The sequence below is a fragment of the Streptomyces sp. NPDC090032 genome (assembly GCF_044748025.1).
In the GTDB taxonomy this organism is placed as follows: domain Bacteria; phylum Actinomycetota; class Actinomycetes; order Streptomycetales; family Streptomycetaceae; genus Streptomyces.
Genome location: NZ_JBIVFF010000015.1, coordinates 134,878 through 152,192 on the forward strand (window position 1 = coordinate 134,878; position 17,315 = coordinate 152,192).

The following is a 17,315-nucleotide window of genomic DNA, read 5'->3' on the forward strand; positions in this document are numbered from 1 at the left end:
CCGGTTCCTCACTTCCCCGTGGAGGCCTGTTGCTGGGCGCGGTGCAGGGCCTGTTCGGGACTGGTCCTGCCGGTCAGCACCGACTGGAACGCGCCCGCGAGCGCGTCGCCGACCACCGGCCAGCGGGTGCCGACCTCGGCGGTCCGGGAGCGGGCGGTGGTGACCAGGTCGGCGAAGGCGGCGAGCTTGGGGTTCTGCTCGGCGTAGGCCCGCGCGGCGGCGGCCCGGGTGGGTACGTTGTTGACCGACTCGCCCCACTGGAGCTGATTCTTCTGGGAGTTGAGGCAGTTGAGGATCTTCCCCGCGTTCTTCTCGCGGGTTCTGTCCTCGTTCTTCGGCACGGCCATCACGGTGCCGCCGATCGGTGGGATCGCGTCCTGTCCCGCCTCGGGAACCGGGATGCGGGCGACCGCCCAGTCCACCTTCTTCTGGGCGTCGAGCACCGGCACCTGCCACGGCCCGTTGATCATCATGGCGGCGCGGCCGGCCACGAACTGGTCGTTGACGTCCTGCTGGTTCCAGTTGACGACGGACTTCGAGGCGGACCCGTCCGAGACCAGGTCCTTCCACAGCTGGAGTGCGGCCTCGCCCTTGCCGTTGTCGAGCTCCGCCTCGTCACCGCCGCCGGACCAGAAGAACGGCAGGAACTGGTACACCCCGTCGGCGTTGGGGCTCGCGCTGAACGCCATCCCGTAGGTGCTGCCGTGGGTGAGCTTCGTCGCGGCAGTCTTCAGCTCGTCCCAGGTGGTGGGCGGCTCGACCCCGGCCTCCTTGAGGAGCTCGGTGTTGTAGATCAGGGCCAGGGAGTTGACGGAGCGCGCGATGCCGTACTGGGTGCCGTCGTACGAGCCGAGGGAGGTGGCGCTGCCGGAGAACCCTGAGGTGTCGACGCCGACTTCCTTCAGCGGGCGCAGGCCCTCGGTCCCGGCGAACTGCGGCAGCTCGGACCCGTCGAGCTCCAGGATGTCGGTGAGCGACTTGGACGAGGCCATCCGGAGCGCTTTGGAGGCGACCTGGTCCGCGGGCACGCTGATCTGCTCGACCTTCAGCCCTAGGGGCCCCGCGCAGCGGTCGAAGAACTTCTGGTTGGCGGTGTGCTCGGCGGTGTCCGTCGCCGAGTTGAGCACGGTGACGGTGTCGGGGGCCGGAGTGGCGGCGCACCCGGTGAGACCCAGCGTCGCGGTCATGGCTACCGCCAGACCTGCGGCTGTGGCGGGTGGCAGTCTGCGCTCTGCGCGGGAGTGCACGAGCGGTTCTCCAATCGGGGCTGCGGCTCGGGGAGTTGAGGGTCCGGACGGGTGGCTCGGGGGATTCCGGAGCGGTGCTCGGCTGTGGGGTGTCGCGCGCGAATGGTGCTCTGGGTGCGCGGTCCAGGAGCCGCACGCGGAGGCGACGTTCAGAGATGCCTTTGCGGCGGCGTGATGGTGGCCCCGGGCGCCATCTGGGGCGTGATCAGACGGTGAGGGGGGAGGCCGGGGGACGGATGGTTCTGGCTCCTGTGGCTGGGGGGCGCGCCGGCCATCGCCTTGACCGCGAGTTCGACGACTGCCAAAGACATCTCCGCGACGGGCAGTTCGATACGCGGCAGGAGCCGTCCGCCCAGGTCGTCGGGGAGGGTGCCGACCGGCACGACGGCCAGGTCCTCGGGGACTCGTAGCCCGGCAGTGGCCACCTCGGCAAGCAGATGGGGGAGGCGGTGCAGGTGCTGGACGACCAGTGCGGTCGGGGCGGGCCGCGCGCCCAGCACCTCGCGCACCCGGCGTCGCAGCACGTCGGGGTCGCCGCTCGAGTGGTGAACGCGGATGTCCGCGCCCGACTCCTTCGCCGTGTGCCGGGCGCCGTCGAGGCCGCGCGCGGCGTAGCCGCGGCGGGCCGCGATCTCGTGGTCGGCCGAGGCGAGGAAGGCGATGTGCCGGTGGCCGGCCGCGGCGGTCTCGCGCAACGCGAGGGCGACGGCGGCCTCCCAGTCGAGGTCGACCCAGGGGAGCGCCGAGTCGTCGTCGCCGCGGCCGAGCAGCGCGGTGGGGAAGCCCAGTTCGCGCATGGCACCGATGCGGGGGTCCTGCTCCTCCACCGCCATGAGGACGGCCGCGTCCGCCAGTCCGCTGCCGGCCACCCGGCGCAGCCCGCCGACCCCGTCCACGTCGGTCATCAGCAGCAGGTCGTATCCGTGACTGCGGGCGGCGTCGCTGACGTCGATGGCGAATCGGCCGTCCACCGCACGGTATTCGCCGGGCACACGGGGGACAGCCAGGGCCAGAACGTCGCTACGGGCGCTGCGCAGCGTGCGGGCGCTGGCCCGCGGGTGGTAGCCGAGCTCGGCGATGGCGGCCTGCACCGCGCGCCGGGTGTCCTCGGAGATCTTGCGGGAGCCGCTGAGGACATAGCTGACGGTGCTGGGCGCGACACCCGCCCGTTCGGCGACGTCTTTGATCGTGGCCATTCCCGCTCCTTTGCGGTCCGGTCCTGGGTTGTTCCGTCGTTCTGGTTCTGGCCGCTCCGGCGGCTCTCTCTGCACTGATCGTCGAATCGATTCGACTGACGGGGCGTGCGTGACTGTAGGAGAGCCCCGACCGCGAGGGCAATACCCATGCGGCAGTTCGTGGTTTGTATATGTGAATCCCGGTAGGCATTTTGGGCGCGAAACATGTCGATCGCCTGTGCTGCAAGGCAAGTCGATCGCGTACATGAACAATTTTCACTGGTACGAACTCTTGAGGGTTCTGAACGACGGGTGATAGGTCTGTGCCCGACGACATTTCCCTTCCCTGACACCCGAGTTGTGGGTCGCCGCCGTACCTGTCGGCGCACCCCGCGACGTGCATCCGTCATGCCTGGAGGCGACACCGTTGAGTACTCCCATGTCCAGACGAACCTTCGCCCTGCTCGCCGCAGTGCCCGCCGCCGGAGCGCTGGCCGGGCTGCGTCCCGGCATCGCGTCGGCTGCGTCCCGGCCCGCCGCTCACCCGGCAGGCTCACGCACCGACAGCGGTCGCACTCACGCCGCGCGAGCGATGCGCCGAGCGGCGGCCTTCATGGACGAGCACGTGTCCTACCGCGGCGCGTACGTCTGGAGCTATCTCCCCGATCTGTCCACCACTTGGGGGGAGATGGAGGCGAAGCGGACCATGTGCTGGGTCCAGCCGCCCGGCACGCCCAGCGTCGGCCACAGCCTCCTCGACGCGTACCACGCCACCGGCGACGAGACCTTCTACCGCGCCGCCGAACGCACAGGCCTCGCCCTCGTCGAAGCCCAACTCCCCGTCGGAGGATGGAACTACATCCACGATTTCGCGGGCGAGCGCTCCCTGCGTGACTGGTACGCGACCATCGGTGCGAACGGCTGGCGCCTGGAGGAGTTCCAGCACTACTACGGCAACGCCACCTTCGACGACGCCGGCACCTCCACTGCCGCGCAACTGATCCTTCGCCTCTACGTGGAGCGCAGGCACCCGAAGTTCAAGGCGTCCCTGAACCGCGTCATCGACTTCATGCTCAAGGCACAGTTGCGCGGAGGCCCGGCCGACGGCGGCTGGCCGCAGCGGTTCCCCGCGTTCTCCGGCGCCGTGAGCGAGATGCCCTGGCCCGAAGAGCGGCCCTCCTGGCTGCCGTCGGACGTCCAGCACGGCATGCAGGACGGCGACTACACCGGCCACGTCACCTTCAACGACGATGTCCTCGGCGAGAACATCAAGTTCCTCCTCATGTGCATATCGGCGCTGGGGCGGCGTGACCTGACCCGGCCCGTGCTGCGCGCCATGGCCTGCCTGCACCGGTTGCAGCAGCCCGGGCCCCAGGCGGGTTGGGGCCTGCAGCACCTTTCGCACACGGTGGGTGGCCGGCCCGCCGGCGCGCCCGCCAGCGCCCGCTCGTACGAGCCGCGGTCCCTGACCACACACACCACGCAGACCAACATCCGGCAGCTGTTCCATTACTTCAGACTCACCGGCGACCACGACTACCTGCGCCGCGTGCCCGACGCCATCGCCTGGCTGGAGTCCTGCCCGCTCACCAGTGAGCAGAAGGAGGAGAACCCGCTCCTGAAGAACTCCACGCACCCGACCTTCGTGGAGTTGGACACCAACCGGCCCCGCTTCGTGCACCGCTTCGGCTCCAACATCCGCAACGGCGCCTACTACTACGACCACGACCACCGCAATACACTCAGCCACTACTCCGGCGGCCGCTCCATCGACCTCACCGGCCTCAGGTCCACGTACGACGAGCTGATGGCGCTGAGCCGCTCCGAAGTCGCCGATCTGCGTGACCGGTCCCCGCTCGCCCCCAGCGGACTGCAAGAGCTTCCGCGCTACTTCAGTGTGCGCGATCTCGACCTCACCGACCTGTTCCGAGGCGCCGACCCGGCCCTGCCCGAGGTGACCGAGGACCAGGCAGGTGCCCTCGTGGACGACCTCGGCGCCAAGGACCACTGGATCACCCCCATCGGCACCACCACCAACCCGTACCTCGGCCCGGCGCCGGCCACGCCGTACGGGGGCACGGCCTACATGAGCAAGCACGTGGGCGACTTGTACGACACCTCGCCGTACGACCCCGCGGCTGCGCCCGCGGAGCCGCCGTACCAGCCGCACGACAGTGCCGAGGGCATCACGACATCCGCCTACACCGGCAACATGGCCAAGCTCATCGCCTACGTCGCCGACTGAGGCACCCACCCCTCAGCGTCCCGCCTGTGGGGCCCGCGCCGTCCTCAGAGGGGGACCAGGATCGGTCTCCGGCTCCAGCGAAAGACGTGGACCAGGCGCGGCTCCACGATCCCGGCGGTCGGGATCTCGCCGTCGAACCACCGGTCCACACAGGTCCAGTGGAAGGGGTGGCCGAGATACTCGCCGGTCAACCCCTGGACGTCCGCGTACTCCTGCTCCCAGACGTGGGTCCACCGGGACGTCGTGTGTGTCTGGTCCACCCTGCTGAGGGACCAGGAGCGGATGGTGGAGATGTGGTCGGGCATCGCGACGAGATCCGCTTCCAGTCGCCCGACGAGAGCGCTGGGTGTGCCGGGGCGTACCGCGAGGAGCAGGGTCCGCTTCACCCGCGGACCGAGCAGCGGAACGCACTGCCCGCGCACCGGCGCGAGAGCGACCGTGTCGAGGGGCTCCGGCAGCCCGGCCGCCGCAGCGATGCCGGCGGGGGTCCGTTCCGCCGACACGTCCCAAGTGGCGCCGGTGCCACCGAAACTGCCCGGCAGGTCGGCCGCCGCGGAGCCGCTCACAACGCCGGGCCCGGTGGCCGCCTTGCTGTACGCCTCGGTGTTGTCGGCCGGCAGCAGAGCCACCCAGCGGGTCATGACGCCACCTCCTCGTGAGCACCGACGACCTGCTCCAGCACGTGACGATCGCGGTCGAGCGCGATCTCATCCGTATATGCCCAGAACGCGGCGACCCGAGGATCGGCGCCGGCCGCGGCCCGCGCGGCGAAGAACGCACCACTGTCCGGCAGCGACCACAGAATCCGGACCGCCACGGTGTCCGGGCCGGTCCACGCGCGCCAGACGCGCTCCTCGGCCATGCCCCGGCCGACGGCACCCGGCAGGTACTCGGCGCGCCAGCGTCGCAGCCACTCCTCGGCGTCATCGCCCGCGAGCACGACGACGTCCAGCACCTGCACCCCGCTCACGACAGCTTCTCCAGTACCTCGGCCCGGTACCGGTCGAGCTGTTCACGCAACGCGTCCAGGCCCCGAGGGCCCGAAAGGCCGTCCGCGCCCCGGATGTGCGGTGCGACGACAAGGCGCGTCGCGCCCGCGTCGACGAAGCCCCGAACCCATGCGGGATCCCCGGCGCGCTCACGGTCGCAGGAGCCCGGCCACACCGTGATCTCCACGGCGTCCTCCGCCCTGCCCGCCGCACGCGCGGCGTCGCGCAGCAGGTCGGCCTGGCGGGTGAAGTCCTCCGGAGTGATCGTGTAGGGGAACCAGCCGTCGCCGATCCGGCCCGCGCGGCGGACGGCGGGATCGCTGTTGCCGCCCAGAACGACGGGCACGGCACCGCTGACAGGCCGCGGCAGCGAGTGCAGGCCCTCGAAGGAGACGTGCCGCCCCTGGTACGAGGCGGGCCCGTTGCCCCACAGGGCGCGCATCGCGCCGACACACTCCTCGAGCCGTCGGCCCCGGTCCTGGTAGGGCACGCCGACGGCGGCGTACTCCTCCTTCTGCCAGCCGATACCGAGGCCCAGCATCAGCCGCCCGTCGGAGTGCCGGTCGATCGTCGCGGCGCGCTTGGCCAGGACCACCGGGCTGTGCAGAGGGGCGACGATCATCGCCGTACCGAACCGCAGTGAGCGCGAGGCCCCGGCCAGGAAGGCGATGGTCTCCAGCGGGTCGGGCATGGGGACGCCGCCCGAACTGCCGGGTATCCGGCCGTCGTTGGAGTACGGATAGAGCGGTTCGTACCGTTCGGCGACGGCCACGTGCTCGACCGTCCACAGTGACTCGACGCCGCACTCTTCGAGCGTGCCCGCGAGGTCGCGGAGGAATCCGCCCGAGGTGATGAGGCCGTCGGTGAACGGCGCCATCATTCCAAGTCGGAGCATGCCGGGTCCCCTCGCTTCGACACCATCACCGCTATGCCTGTTAGAAGTGTTCCTATCAGGAATAGCAGGAGTGGGGAAGGGGAGCTGACGGCGCTACGGCTGGCAGCGGACCGGTGCGGTCCGCCGGTCAACTGTCCTTGCGGGCCCCGCTGGCCTTGATCCACGCGTGGGGGGCGTAGGCCACCTCAACCCTCGTCGTGGCACGGGGATCTGCCTTCCATACGAGCAGCGCACCGGCGTCGATCGAGTACGAGAACTGGCCATCCTTGCCGTCGACGAAGTGCAGCACCTCGCCCTGGTGCTCCGAGGTCTGACCCTCTTTGCCAAGCACTACGAGATTCACGGACATGGTTCGACGGTACGGCGATAGCACCGATCTCGCCCGCCGGCTGCAAGGTCACGGACTCCCCTGAGCCCCACGGCGCGACCCTTACCCTCCACGACGGGCGACCGCGGTCTCAGTGCGCTCGCGGAGGTACGCCTCCAGCTCTGCGGCGCCGGCCAGCATCGCCCGCCCGCGTGCGGACAAGCGGCCGCGCCAGTCGGACAGCGCGGCCCCCAGCGGCTCAAGCCCGCCGGCCGCCCGCACCTGGGCGATCAGCGGGGCGATCTGTTCCAACAGGTAGCCGCCCCGCCTGAGTTGATGGGCCAGACGTGCGTCCCGCACGTCGGCCTCGTCGTAGACGCGGTACCCGGTCAGCGGGTCGCGGCGCGGGGTCACCAACCCGGCGTGCTCCCATTTGCGCAGCGTCGCGGGCCGGATGCCGAGCCTGTCCGCCAGCGGCCCGATGAACGTGCCGCCGGGCCTGTTCATGGCGGCCGGCTCGGACCCCGCATGGGGCTCCGGCGCCGTGGAGGGCTCCAGATCGCCAAGGGCGTTCTCCACGGCCCGGAGGGTCCGGCGGTCGTCGAGGAGCTGGACGTGGCTCTCGTCGATGAGGCGGAACGCCTCCTCGGCCGCGCCCTCGTTCACCGCCCGCATGATCGATGTCGCCGTCCGGTGGCCGTGACCGGGCGACAGGGCGAGGAACGCGCGCAGGGCCCCCGCGTGCAGCGAGGTGTAGGTGCGGTAGCCGTGGGGTGTTCGACGGGCCGTCGGAAGGATGCCGGCCTTCTCGTAGTTCCTGATCGCCTGGGTGGACAGACCGTGCTCGCGTGCCAGATCAACCGGCCTGAGCCGCACACGGCTTTGAAGGTTTGATCCCATGAGCCTGCTGAGTCCTGCCGATATCGCGGAAAAGTTTCAATCGAAGGTTCAACGATAGCGTTTAAGGCATGGCTACTGACATCAAGGAAACCACCCATGCCGTCGAGGCGGCTGCCGTCATGAGGCTCCTTCCGGACCGGCCGCGGCTGCTCGCGCTGGGGGAGCCCACCCACGGCGAGGAGACCCTGCTCGAACTGCGCAACGAGCTGTTCCGGCAGCTTGTCGAGCAGGAGGGCTACCGCACGATCGCGATCGAGAGCGACTGCATGATGGGCCTGGTCGTGGACGACTACGTGACTACGGGCACGGGCACCCTCGACGACGTCATGGAGCTCGGATTCAGCCACCCCGACCTCGGGCTCGGCGCGTCCGCGGCCAACCGCGAACTCGTGCGCTGGATGCGCGCGTTCAACGAAGACCGGCCTCCGTGCGAGCGGCTCCGCTTCGCCGGTTTCGACGGCCCGTTGGAGATCACCGGCGCCGAAAGCCCCAGGCAGGCCCTCATCGCACTCCACGGCTACCTGTCGGCCCAGGTCGACGCGGACCTGCTCCCCTGCACCGCGGAAACGCTCGACCGCCTGCTCGGTGCCGACGACCGGTGGACCGATCCCGCCGCGATGACGGACCCGTCCCGGTCCGTCGGGCAGTCGGCCGAGGCCGGCCGACTGCGGCTGCTTGCCGACGATCTCGTGGCGCTGCTCGATGCGCAGACACCGCACCTGCTGGAGGCGACCTCGCGCGACGACTGCGACCGGGCACGCCTGTACGGACGCACCGCGACCGGCCTGCTGCGCTACCACCACGGGATGGCCGACACCTCACCGGCTCGCATGACGCGGCTGTGCGCGCTGCGGGATCTGATGATGGCCCACAACCTCCTCGCCGTCGCCGATCGTGGCCCGGCGCTCATCCACGCCCACAACTCCCATCTCCAGCGGGAGCAGAGCACGATGCAGATGTGGCAGGGGCCGGTGCAGTGGTGGAGCGCCGGTGCCCTCGTGAGCGCCCGGCTCGGCGAGGGGTACGCCTTCGTGGCCACGGCCCTCGGCACGCTCCGGCACCGCGGAGTGATGACGCCACTGCCGGACACCGTCGAAGGACTCCTGTACGCGCTCCCGGAGGACCGCTGCGTCGTCGACGCCCCCCGCCTGGCCGCCGCCCTCGGCGATACACAGCCGGCCGCCCGCGTGTCGCCCTACTACGGCTACGCCCCCTTCGACCCGGCCCACCTGGCCGCAAGCGACGGGATCGTGTTCGTCAAGGACGTCCCTTCCCATGTGTTCCCGGAACTCGTGAAATCGAAGGGGTCCTAGGAGGCACCCGCGCCCCGCACGGGGCGCTGCCTACCTCGCCAGTCGGGGCAGCAGCGAGGACGCGGCGACGATCCCGAGAGCGGCGGCCAGCGCAAGTACCGCGTAGTCCAGGGGGAGATGCGCGGGTGTACCCAGCAACAGGCCGCGCAGTGCGTCGACCTGGTAGCTGAGCGGGTTGATACGGCTGATCGCCTGGAGCCAGCCCGGCATCAGCGCGATCGGGTAGAGGGCGTTGGACGCGAAGAAGAGCGGCATGGTGATGGCCTGGCCGATGCCCATCAGACGGTCCCGGGTGAGGACGATGCCGGCGATGGTCATCGACAGGCAGGCGAAGAACGCCGAGCCGAGCACCACCGCGACGGCCACACCGAGCAGCCGCAGCGGGTTCCAGGTCAGGGCGACGCCGAGGAGCGCCGCGATGACGATCACGACGACGGCCTGGATCAGCGCTTTGACTCCGGCGGCGAAGGCCTTGCCCGTGATGAGTGCCGCGCGTGGGGTGGGGGTGACCAGGAGCTTCGTCAGGATGCCTGCGTCCCGCTCCCAGATGATCATGATGCCGTAGAAGATGGCGATGAACATCGCGGACTGGGCGATGATGCCGGGCGCGAGGTAGTCGATGTAGGGGATGCCGTGGGTCGGGATCGCCTTGATCCGGGTGAATGTCTCGCCGAACACCAGCAGCCACAGGGCCGGTTGGACGGCTCGGGTGTACAGCTCCGAACGGTCGTGCCGGAGCTTTTGGAGTTCGACGGCGCACAGGGCGATCACGCGGGCGGGTGCCACGCGCCATCCGGTACGGGCCGTGGGCGGGGTGAGGAGCAGGTCGAACTCGGCCGGGTCAGCCGAGCCTGGACGCGGTGCGGCGGGTGCTGCGGACATCGCGGAAGTCACCACCTTCGCTGTCGAGTCCGCGGCCGGCGACGTCCCGGAAGACGTCCTCCAGGGTCGGCCACGGCTCATCGGATCCGGCGTTCCCGCGCTGCTCGTGCAGGTCGCGGCGGAGCCCGTCGGGGGTGCCGAGAGCGTGCACGCGTCCGCGGTGCATGAGCGCGACCCGGTCGCAGTACTGGTCGGCCTCGTCCATGTAGTGGGTCGTGACCAGGACGGTCATGCCGGTCGCGCGGCGGACCGCGTTGATGTGGTCCCACACGCTGGTCCGCGCGATCGGGTCGAGCCCGATGGTGGGTTCGTCGAGGATCAGCAGACGGGGAGCGCTCACCAGCGCCTGGGCGAGTTCCAGCCGGCGCACCATGCCGCCCGAGTAGGTCTTGGCGAGCCGGTCCGCGGCGTCCGTGAGGTCGACGGCGGCGAGCGCCTGGGACACCCGGCGGCCCCGTTCGCGCCGGGAGACGTCGAAGACGCGGGCGAACAGTGTCACGTTCTCCCGCCCCGTCAGGCCGGAGTCGGCGGACAGTTGTTGCGGCACGTACCCGAGGAGCCTGCGGACGGCCATCTGCTCGGTCGCCGCGTCGTGCCCGAACACGGATACGCGGCCGCGCGGCACCGGCAGAAGAGTGGTGATGCAGCGGATCGCGGTGGTCTTGCCGGCGCCGTTGGGTCCGAGCAGTCCGAAGACCTCGCCCTGCCCGACCATGAGATCGAGGCCGTCCACGGCCCGGGTCTCACCGAACGCGTACTCCAGCTCGCGGCAGCAGACCGCGGGGTCCTCGCTCATGCCTGTGCGCCTCCCGGCTCTGCCCGTACTGCGTGGGGCGTTGCGTCATCTGTGCGGATGGCGGGCGTGCGGTCCTCGTGCAGGTTGTCCGCGAGCTTGCGCAGAGCCGGCAGCGCGGCGGCGAGCGCGGCCCGGTCCGCCGGGCCGAGCGCAACCAGTTGCTCCCGCATCAACGTGCCCCGGCGGACCTGCCAGTCGCGCAACCGGGCCGCTGCGGCGGGGGTCGCGTACAGCAGCGCCGACCTGCGGTCCGACGGATCGGTCTCGCGGCGCAGAAAGCCGGCTTTGACCAGCTGGTTGACGAGCGTGGACACGGAGTTCCCGGCGAGCCGCAGTTCCCGCGCGGAGGCCGACACTCCGATGCCGGGCCGCTCGACCACCAGGCGGAGGAGCTCTACCTGGGCGCCGCGCAAGGGCGGCGCGCTCAGACCGTGCCGAAGCCTGCGCCGGGACAGGCGCTGCACGGCGGCGAGTACGTCGGCGAAGGAATCTGCCAGCTCGTCCGTGGCCATGAAACAAGTTTAGCTCTGTGTACGAGCTATTCACAGACCCGACGGCCTACGGTGGGCGCATGGAGCCATCCGTTTCCCCAGAAAGCTGAGGCCATGGCCATCGACCTGAATGCACTCCGGGCCCACTTCCCCGCCCTGGACGACGGCCTTGCCTTCTTCGACGGGCCGGGCGGGACGCAGACCCCCCGCCCTGTCGCCGACGCCATAGCCGCGACGCTGACCGGCCCGCTGTCCAACCGTGGGGTTGTCAGCCGCTCCGAGCTCAACGCCGAGCGCGCCGTCACCGACTTCCGCGCCGCCTACGCCGACCTGCTCCAGGTACCCGCCGAAGGTGTCGTCCACGGGCGCAGCGCCACCCAGCTGACGTACGACTTCTCCCGGCACCTGGCCAAAGACTGGAGGGCGGGCGACGAGATCGTCCTCAGCCGCCTCGATCACGACTCCAACGTCCGCCCCTGGATCCAGGCTGCCGTGCGGGCCGGAGTGACGGTCCGCTGGATCGAGATCGACGGCGACAGCACGGAGCTCGACCTCGATTCGTTCGAGCGGGCACTGTCGCCCCGGACGCGCCTTGTCGCGGTCACGGCGGCCTCGAACGTACTCGGCACCAAGCCGCCGCTGCGCCGGATCGCCGACCGGGCGCACGAGGCCGGCGCCCTCGTGTACGTGGACGGGGTGCACTACAGCGCCCACCACCTGGTCGACGTGCCCGCGCTGGGCGCGGACCTCTTCGTCTGCTCCCCGTACAAGTTCCTCGGACCGCACTGCGGCGTGCTCGCGGCAGCGCCCGAACTCCTCGAGACCATCCACCCCGACAAGCTCGAGCCGTCCCCCGACACCGTGCCGGAGCGCTTCGAGTTCGGCACGCTGCCCTACGAGATCCTGGCGGGCGCCACGGCCGCCGTGGACTTCCTCGCGGCGATCGACCCGGGCACAGGGGCCACACGCAGGGAGCGGCTCGCACATGCGCTGGGTTCCCTGCACGAGCACGAGCGGGCGCTGCGCACGAGACTCGAAGACGGGCTGCGCGCACTGGGCGACGCCGTCACCCTGCACTCGAAGGCGGCCGACCGCACCCCGACCCTCCTGATGACCATCGAAGGCCGCGACGCCCTCGACGCCCAGGTCCATCTGGCCGCACGCGACGTCGTGGCCCCCGCCGGGTCGTTCTACGCCTACGAGACCTTCGCCACCCTGAAACTGGAGAGCCCCGCTCTGAGAGCGGGCTTGGCGCCGTACAACTCCGCCGATGACGTCGACAGGTTCCTCGAGGGTCTTTCGTCTTTCCTTGGCCTCTGACACGCCTGTCCGGAGGGCGGGCTGCCCGCGGCGGTCAGCGCTCCGGATCGGCGGGCGTGAGCTGGAGGCCGTTCTCCCAGATCTTGTTGAGCGTCGTGACGAGCCGCTCGAAGGGGATGCGCTGGCCCCGCACGAACACCATGTAGGCCATGCGGCTCACCATGACGGACAGGGCGTGTGCCGTGATCAGCGGATCTAGGCTCGTGTCGGCCTCGCCGTTCTCCTGCAGCGCCGAGATCAGCTTGGCGTTGCGGCGTGCGAAGGCGTTGCCGCGCTCGATACGCAGTGCCATGAACTTCTCGTCGACCTGGGCCACCTGTTCGAACAGCCCCATGAGGCGCGCGTTCTTCTTGTACGCGCGCAGGTACTCGCGGTTCGAGGCGTCGATGAGCTGCCGGGTGTCGGTGATGCCGGTGCGCTCGCGCAGGTGCGGGTGGAGCATCTCCTCCTGCACCTGCGCGACGAGCGCCTGGAAGATCTCTTCCTTGCTGTTGAAGTACGTGTAGAAGGACCCGGAGGCGACATGGGCCGCCTTGGAGATGTCCGTGATCCGGGCGTCCAGATATCCGTCGCGTTCGAAAACCTCGCGGGCCGCGGTGATCAGCGCGTTACGGGTCCTGAGACCGCGCGCGCTGCGTGGCGTGATCGGTTGTTTCTGGCCGCCGTCCGCGGCCGGGGTCTGGGCAGCCACTGCGGTCCATCCACTCTTGTTCGATCATGTACATCACCGGTGGCAGCGGATGCTATCAGCCGAGGGTGGAGAGGAACTCCAGGAGAGCGGCGTTCACTTCCTCGGGTCGCTCCTGCTGGATCCAGTGGCCGGCACCGTCGATGACGACGTGTCCACGGAGGTCGGTGAGTACCCGGTCGAGTCCGTGCGCGGGCATGAACTTCCCCACGGGGTCCTTCGACCCGGTGACGAACAGCGACGGCTGTGTGATGAGGCGGCCGTCCAGGTGCTCGGTCAGCGCCCAGTTGCGATCGAGGTTGCGGTAGTAGTTGAGGCCACCGGTGAAGCCGGTCTGCTCGAACGTCTTGACGTAGTAGGCGAGTTCCTCGTCGCTCAGCCAATGCGGAGGCGGCAACTGCTCGTCGGGCCTGGCGGCCCACTCGGCGGAGTAGATCTCCCTCGTGACGAGCGTCCTGCGCACGTTCTGGCTCAGCGCCCGGTCGGCCACGCCCGGCTCCTGGAACCACACCATGTAGAAGTCGTCGCCGTTGCGCTGGCGCAGGATGGGCAGCGGCGGAACAGGGGCGCGCGGCGTCACCGGCACGCTCATCCCGGCCACCGCGCGTACCCGCTCGGGATGGAGCAAGGCCATGTTCCACACCACGGAGGCGCCCCAGTCGTGTCCCACGAAGACGGCGTCGTCCGCGCCGACGTCGTCGAGGAGCCCTGCCAGGTCGGCGCAGAGCGTCAGGATGTCGTAGGAGTCGACGTCGTCGGGGTGCGAGCTGCCGCCGTATCCGCGCATGTCGGGAACCAGGACGCGGTACCCCGCCGCGGCGAGGGGCAGGACCTGGTGCCGCCAGGAGAAGGCCAGCTCGGGAAAGCCGTGACACAGGACCACGGGCGGCCTGTCCGGCCCTCCTTCACCGTGTTCGAAGACGCGGAGGGTGATGCCGTTGGTCGTGACATCCCGTGCCGCGACGCGCTCCCAGTCGGTCATCGGCATGGGTGTCGAATGGGTCGTCATGCGCTCGGAACTCCTGTCGTTCGCATGCTGGCGGCGCAAGGAAGTCACGCCGACAAGGGGGCGTGTCAGAGGTGTTGAACTTGACGTTGAGTTCAAATATACATGAGGCGGGCACGCGACAGCTGTCCGGAGGGCCGCGCGCCCGCATTCCGCCCCCTCGACCCCAAGCGAGCCCGGAAGGTCGTCCCGCATGGCCAACGCTGCCGCACCAGTCTGGAATCACGCCTCGTCCGCACCCGACCGCATCGCCCTGCGCGGGGAGGACGGCGAGGAATGGACCTACGGCCGGCTCCGCGAGCGCGCCGCCGCCGTCGCGGGCCGCCTCGCGGAGCAGGGCGTACGCCCCGGTGACAGAGTCCTGCTCGTCGCACCCTCCGTGCCCGAGTTCGCCTTCGCCTACTACGGGATCCTCGCCGCCGGAGCCATCGCCGTCACGGCCAACACCATGGCCCCGCACAGGGAGTTGGCGTACGTGGCGGACGATGCGGCGGTGTCGCTCGTCCTGGGCTGGCACACGATCACTCCGGCACCGAAGATGGCGGCTGATGAACTGGCCCTCCCGTACTGGGAGTTGACGCAAGGCCTCACCGGAACCGGCCTGACCGAGACCTCCACGACCCTTGATGTGCACCCCGCCGATGACGACGACACCGCCGCTCTCCTCTACACCTCCGGCACCACCGGGCGGCCCAAGGGCGCCCAGCTCACGCACGGCAATCTCAACGCCTGCGCGGCGGTCTTCTGCGACGTGCACGCCATCACCGCCGAGGACCGTGCCGTGACCGGCCTGCCCCTGTTCCACGTTTTCGGCCAGGCGTGCGTGATGGCCACCACGATGCGCGCGGGCGGCAGCCTCACCCTGCTCGAACGCTTCCACCCGACGACCATGCTGGCCATGATCCGCCGCGACCGCCCCACGTTCATCGCGGGCGTACCCACCATGTGGAACGCCCTTCTGCGCGCGGCCGACGACACCGGCGCCGACTTCACCGGCCTGCGTCTGGCGTCCTCCGGCGGAGCCTCACTGCCGGTGGAGGTGATGCGCGCCTTCGAGAAGCGGTTCGGCTGCACCATCGTCGAGGGCTACGGCCTGACCGAAACCACCGGCGCCGCCACCTGCCATCTCGCGGGGCGACCGGCGAAGCCGGGCCGGGTGGGACGGGCCCTGCCCGGCTGCGCCATCTCCGTACGGGACGACGACGGTCATGAGCTGCCACCCGGGCAGGTCGGCGAGGTGCACATCAAGGGCCCCGTCGTGATGAAGGGTTACTGGAACCGCCCCGATGCGACCGCCGAGGCCCTGTGCGACGGGTGGCTGCGCACCGGCGACCTCGGCGCCACGGACGACGACGGAGACCTGCGCATCGTCGACCGCAAGAAGGATCTCGTCATCCGCGGCGGCTACAACGTCTACCCGCGCGAGGTCGAGGAGGTCCTGTACGAACACCCTGACATCGTCGAAGCTGCCGTCATAGGGGTTCCCGACGCGTTCTACGGCGAAGAGGTCGCGGCCGTCATCGCGGTACGGCCCGGCGCCTGCCTCGGCGTGGCTGAACTGCGCGCATGGGCCAAGGAACGCCTCTCCGCCTACAAGGTGCCCCACCTGGTCGCCGTCGTGGACGAACTGCCGAAGGGAGCGACCGGGAAGATCCTCAAGCGCGCGATCGATCCGGCCCTGCTGAAGACGGACGCGGAATGAGTGGGCCCTGCGCGGGCCGAGTCGTCCCGGTGGAAGGCCGGCCGGTCGACAAGCCGGCAAGTCGTTGAAGGCGGCTCCGGATCAAATGACCGTGCCGGGGTCCGAGAGAGACGGTCGAGCAACCGAACGGGAGAGTTCGTGCAGATCAACGGGCAAGTCGCGATCGTCACGGGAGCGGCGGGCGGCATCGGCGCTGCCATCGCGCAGCGCCTCCTCGAACACGACGCTCGAGGCGTCCTGCTGACCGACCTCGACGCCGGTCGCCTCGAGGTCACGGTCAAGCAGCTCGCCGGTTCGCACGGCGAGCGGGTCGGGGGAGTGGCGGGCAACGCGGCGTCGACGGCGGACCTGGAGCGGATCGTCCTTACGGCCGAGGAACGGTTCGGACCGGTCGACCTGTACTTCGCCAACGCCGGGGTCGGCGGCGGCGCGGGACTCGACGCGAGCGAGGAGGAATGGGGCCGCGCACTCGACGTCAATGTGATGGCCCACGTACGTGCCGCGAAGCTGCTGGTGCCACGCTGGCTGGAGCGCGGCGCCGGCTACTTCTTCAGCACGGCGTCGGCCGCCGGCCTGCTCACACAGATCGGGTCCGCGACCTACTCCGTCAGCAAGCACGGCGCGGTGGCGTTCGCCGAGTGGCTCTCGGTGACGTACGGGGACCGAGGGGTGCGGGTGAGCTGCCTGTGTCCTCAGGGGGTCGAGACGGAACTGCTCATGGCCGGCATCCGGTCGGACGATCCGGCCGAACGCGCCGCGGCCCGCGCCGTGTTGGACTCGGGAGAGCTGTTGAGGCCGCTCGATGTCGCCGACCGCGTGACGGAGGCGGTCGGCGACGAACGGTTCCTCGTGCTTCCGCACCCGCAGGTACTCGACTTCTACCGCCACAAGGGCAGTGACTACGACCGGTGGCTTCGCGGCATGCGGCGCTATCAGGAGTCAGTGAAATGACCCGGGGCGGCACATCGAGGCAGCGCAACGCCTCGGCGCGCACGAGGCCTGGCCCGGACGCGGCCTAGGCCGTTTCTTCTCGGCCACCGCGCGAGCGTCCGAGGGCATGGTGGTCAGGCTCGCCGGCCGGGGCCCCCTTCGGAGGGCCCTGGTCGCGTGCTGGTGAGCGCGGACGACGGTGGAGTCGACGGCGACGACCCAATCGAGGTCGCCGTCAGTGTCGGCCTGGCCGACGGGACGTCAACAGCCGTTGCCTGCTCACGGCTCGAACGTCCTTCAGGCGCACATGGGGTCACATCGCGCTCCGGGCGGGAGAATCCCACGACCGGCTTCCTCCCTGCTGATAGCCCCTTCCTTCTATCGCAGGTCAGGGGTCTGCCTCGTGGGGGACGGCATTCGACATGTAGT

The 17,315-nt window shown here is 70.0% G+C and carries 17 protein-coding genes and 1 pseudogene; 5 read left to right on the plus strand and 13 right to left on the minus strand.

The window, feature by feature from the left end; genetic code table 11:
- Window positions 1-8: 8 nt before the first annotated feature.
- Both ACIPWY_RS32665 and ACIPWY_RS32670 read right to left on the minus strand, forming a co-directional pair.
- Window positions 9-1,187 (minus strand): sugar ABC transporter substrate-binding protein, encoded by a 1,179-nt coding sequence (locus tag ACIPWY_RS32665; RefSeq protein ID WP_362907162.1) that lies wholly within the window; start codon window positions 1,185-1,187, stop codon window positions 9-11.
- Window positions 1,188-1,396: 209 nt separating this feature from the next.
- Complete coding sequence (locus ACIPWY_RS32670; RefSeq protein ID WP_393702145.1) at window positions 1,397-2,443, minus strand: LacI family DNA-binding transcriptional regulator; 1,047 nt, start codon at window positions 2,441-2,443, stop codon at window positions 1,397-1,399.
- A 418-nt stretch (window positions 2,444-2,861) separates the two neighbouring features.
- Here ACIPWY_RS32670 and ACIPWY_RS32675 point away from each other — a divergent pair, with 418 nt between their 5' ends.
- Complete coding sequence (locus ACIPWY_RS32675; protein ID WP_393702143.1) at window positions 2,862-4,667, plus strand: pectate lyase; 1,806 nt, start codon at window positions 2,862-2,864, stop codon at window positions 4,665-4,667.
- 44 nt (window positions 4,668-4,711) lie between these two features.
- Here the strand turns inward: ACIPWY_RS32675 and ACIPWY_RS32680 are convergent, their stop codons facing one another.
- From ACIPWY_RS32680 to ACIPWY_RS32700, 5 genes are all read right to left on the minus strand, one after another.
- Window positions 4,712-5,308, minus strand: coding sequence for a Dabb family protein (locus ACIPWY_RS32680; RefSeq protein ID WP_393702141.1), 597 nt, complete (start codon window positions 5,306-5,308; stop codon window positions 4,712-4,714).
- Window positions 5,305-5,637 (minus strand): hypothetical protein, encoded by a 333-nt coding sequence (locus ACIPWY_RS32685; RefSeq protein WP_362907169.1) that lies wholly within the window; start codon window positions 5,635-5,637, stop codon window positions 5,305-5,307. The genes ACIPWY_RS32680 and ACIPWY_RS32685 overlap by 4 nt, the downstream gene beginning before the upstream one ends.
- Window positions 5,634-6,551, minus strand: a complete 918-nt coding sequence (locus ACIPWY_RS32690; RefSeq protein ID WP_393702139.1) for an LLM class F420-dependent oxidoreductase — start codon at window positions 6,549-6,551, stop codon at window positions 5,634-5,636. The genes ACIPWY_RS32685 and ACIPWY_RS32690 overlap by 4 nt, the downstream gene beginning before the upstream one ends.
- A gap of 127 nt (window positions 6,552-6,678) precedes the next feature.
- Complete coding sequence (locus ACIPWY_RS32695; RefSeq protein ID WP_362907173.1) at window positions 6,679-6,900, minus strand: hypothetical protein; 222 nt, start codon at window positions 6,898-6,900, stop codon at window positions 6,679-6,681.
- A gap of 81 nt (window positions 6,901-6,981) precedes the next feature.
- On the minus strand, window positions 6,982-7,758 hold the full coding sequence (locus ACIPWY_RS32700; protein WP_362907175.1) for a TioE family transcriptional regulator: 777 nt from the start codon (window positions 7,756-7,758) through the stop codon (window positions 6,982-6,984).
- Window positions 7,759-7,826: 68 nt separating this feature from the next.
- Between ACIPWY_RS32700 and ACIPWY_RS32705 the strand changes: the two genes are divergently transcribed.
- A complete protein-coding gene (locus ACIPWY_RS32705; protein ID WP_393702136.1) occupies window positions 7,827-9,071 on the plus strand; it encodes an erythromycin esterase family protein in 1,245 nt (414 codons plus the stop codon).
- Window positions 9,072-9,101: 30 nt separating this feature from the next.
- On the opposite strand, the gene ACIPWY_RS32710 is transcribed toward ACIPWY_RS32705, so the two are convergent.
- The 3 genes from ACIPWY_RS32710 to ACIPWY_RS32720 are packed head-to-tail and all read right to left on the minus strand — an operon-like array spanning window position 9,102 to window position 11,261.
- Entirely contained in the window at window positions 9,102-9,953 is an 852-nt protein-coding gene (locus ACIPWY_RS32710) for an ABC transporter permease (protein ID WP_362907179.1), read from the minus strand.
- Window positions 9,913-10,749 carry an ABC transporter ATP-binding protein gene (locus tag ACIPWY_RS32715; RefSeq protein WP_389543922.1) on the minus strand — a complete coding sequence of 279 codons (837 nt, stop codon included), beginning with the start codon at window positions 10,747-10,749 and terminating at the stop codon, window positions 9,913-9,915. Before ACIPWY_RS32715 ends, ACIPWY_RS32710 begins: the two co-directional genes overlap by 41 nt.
- A complete protein-coding gene (locus ACIPWY_RS32720; RefSeq protein WP_393702133.1) occupies window positions 10,746-11,261 on the minus strand; it encodes a MarR family winged helix-turn-helix transcriptional regulator in 516 nt (171 codons plus the stop codon). Before ACIPWY_RS32720 ends, ACIPWY_RS32715 begins: the two co-directional genes overlap by 4 nt.
- 93 nt (window positions 11,262-11,354) lie before the next feature.
- Here ACIPWY_RS32720 and ACIPWY_RS32725 point away from each other — a divergent pair, with 93 nt between their 5' ends.
- Window positions 11,355-12,560, plus strand: coding sequence for a cysteine desulfurase-like protein (locus ACIPWY_RS32725; protein WP_393702131.1), 1,206 nt, complete (start codon window positions 11,355-11,357; stop codon window positions 12,558-12,560).
- A 34-nt stretch (window positions 12,561-12,594) separates the two neighbouring features.
- Here ACIPWY_RS32725 and ACIPWY_RS32730 read toward each other — a convergent pair whose 3' ends face one another.
- Window positions 12,595-13,251, minus strand: a complete 657-nt coding sequence (locus ACIPWY_RS32730) for a TetR/AcrR family transcriptional regulator (RefSeq protein WP_393702129.1) — start codon at window positions 13,249-13,251, stop codon at window positions 12,595-12,597.
- 55 nt (window positions 13,252-13,306) lie between these two features.
- Window positions 13,307-14,257, minus strand: coding sequence for an alpha/beta fold hydrolase (locus ACIPWY_RS32735; protein WP_393702127.1), 951 nt, complete (start codon window positions 14,255-14,257; stop codon window positions 13,307-13,309).
- Between the two features lie 190 nt (window positions 14,258-14,447).
- On the opposite strand from ACIPWY_RS32735, the gene ACIPWY_RS32740 reads away from it, so the two are divergent.
- Both ACIPWY_RS32740 and ACIPWY_RS32745 read left to right on the plus strand, forming a co-directional pair.
- Window positions 14,448-15,956, plus strand: a complete 1,509-nt coding sequence (locus ACIPWY_RS32740) for a long-chain fatty acid--CoA ligase (protein WP_393702125.1) — start codon at window positions 14,448-14,450, stop codon at window positions 15,954-15,956.
- A 138-nt stretch (window positions 15,957-16,094) separates the two neighbouring features.
- A complete protein-coding gene (locus tag ACIPWY_RS32745) occupies window positions 16,095-16,907 on the plus strand; it encodes an SDR family oxidoreductase (protein WP_393702123.1) in 813 nt (270 codons plus the stop codon).
- Between the two features lie 82 nt (window positions 16,908-16,989).
- On the opposite strand, the pseudogene ACIPWY_RS32750 reads toward ACIPWY_RS32745, so the two are convergent.
- Window positions 16,990-17,135: pseudogene (locus ACIPWY_RS32750) on the minus strand (IS5/IS1182 family transposase); the annotation flags it as partial.
- Between the last annotated feature and the right edge of the window lie 180 nt (window positions 17,136-17,315).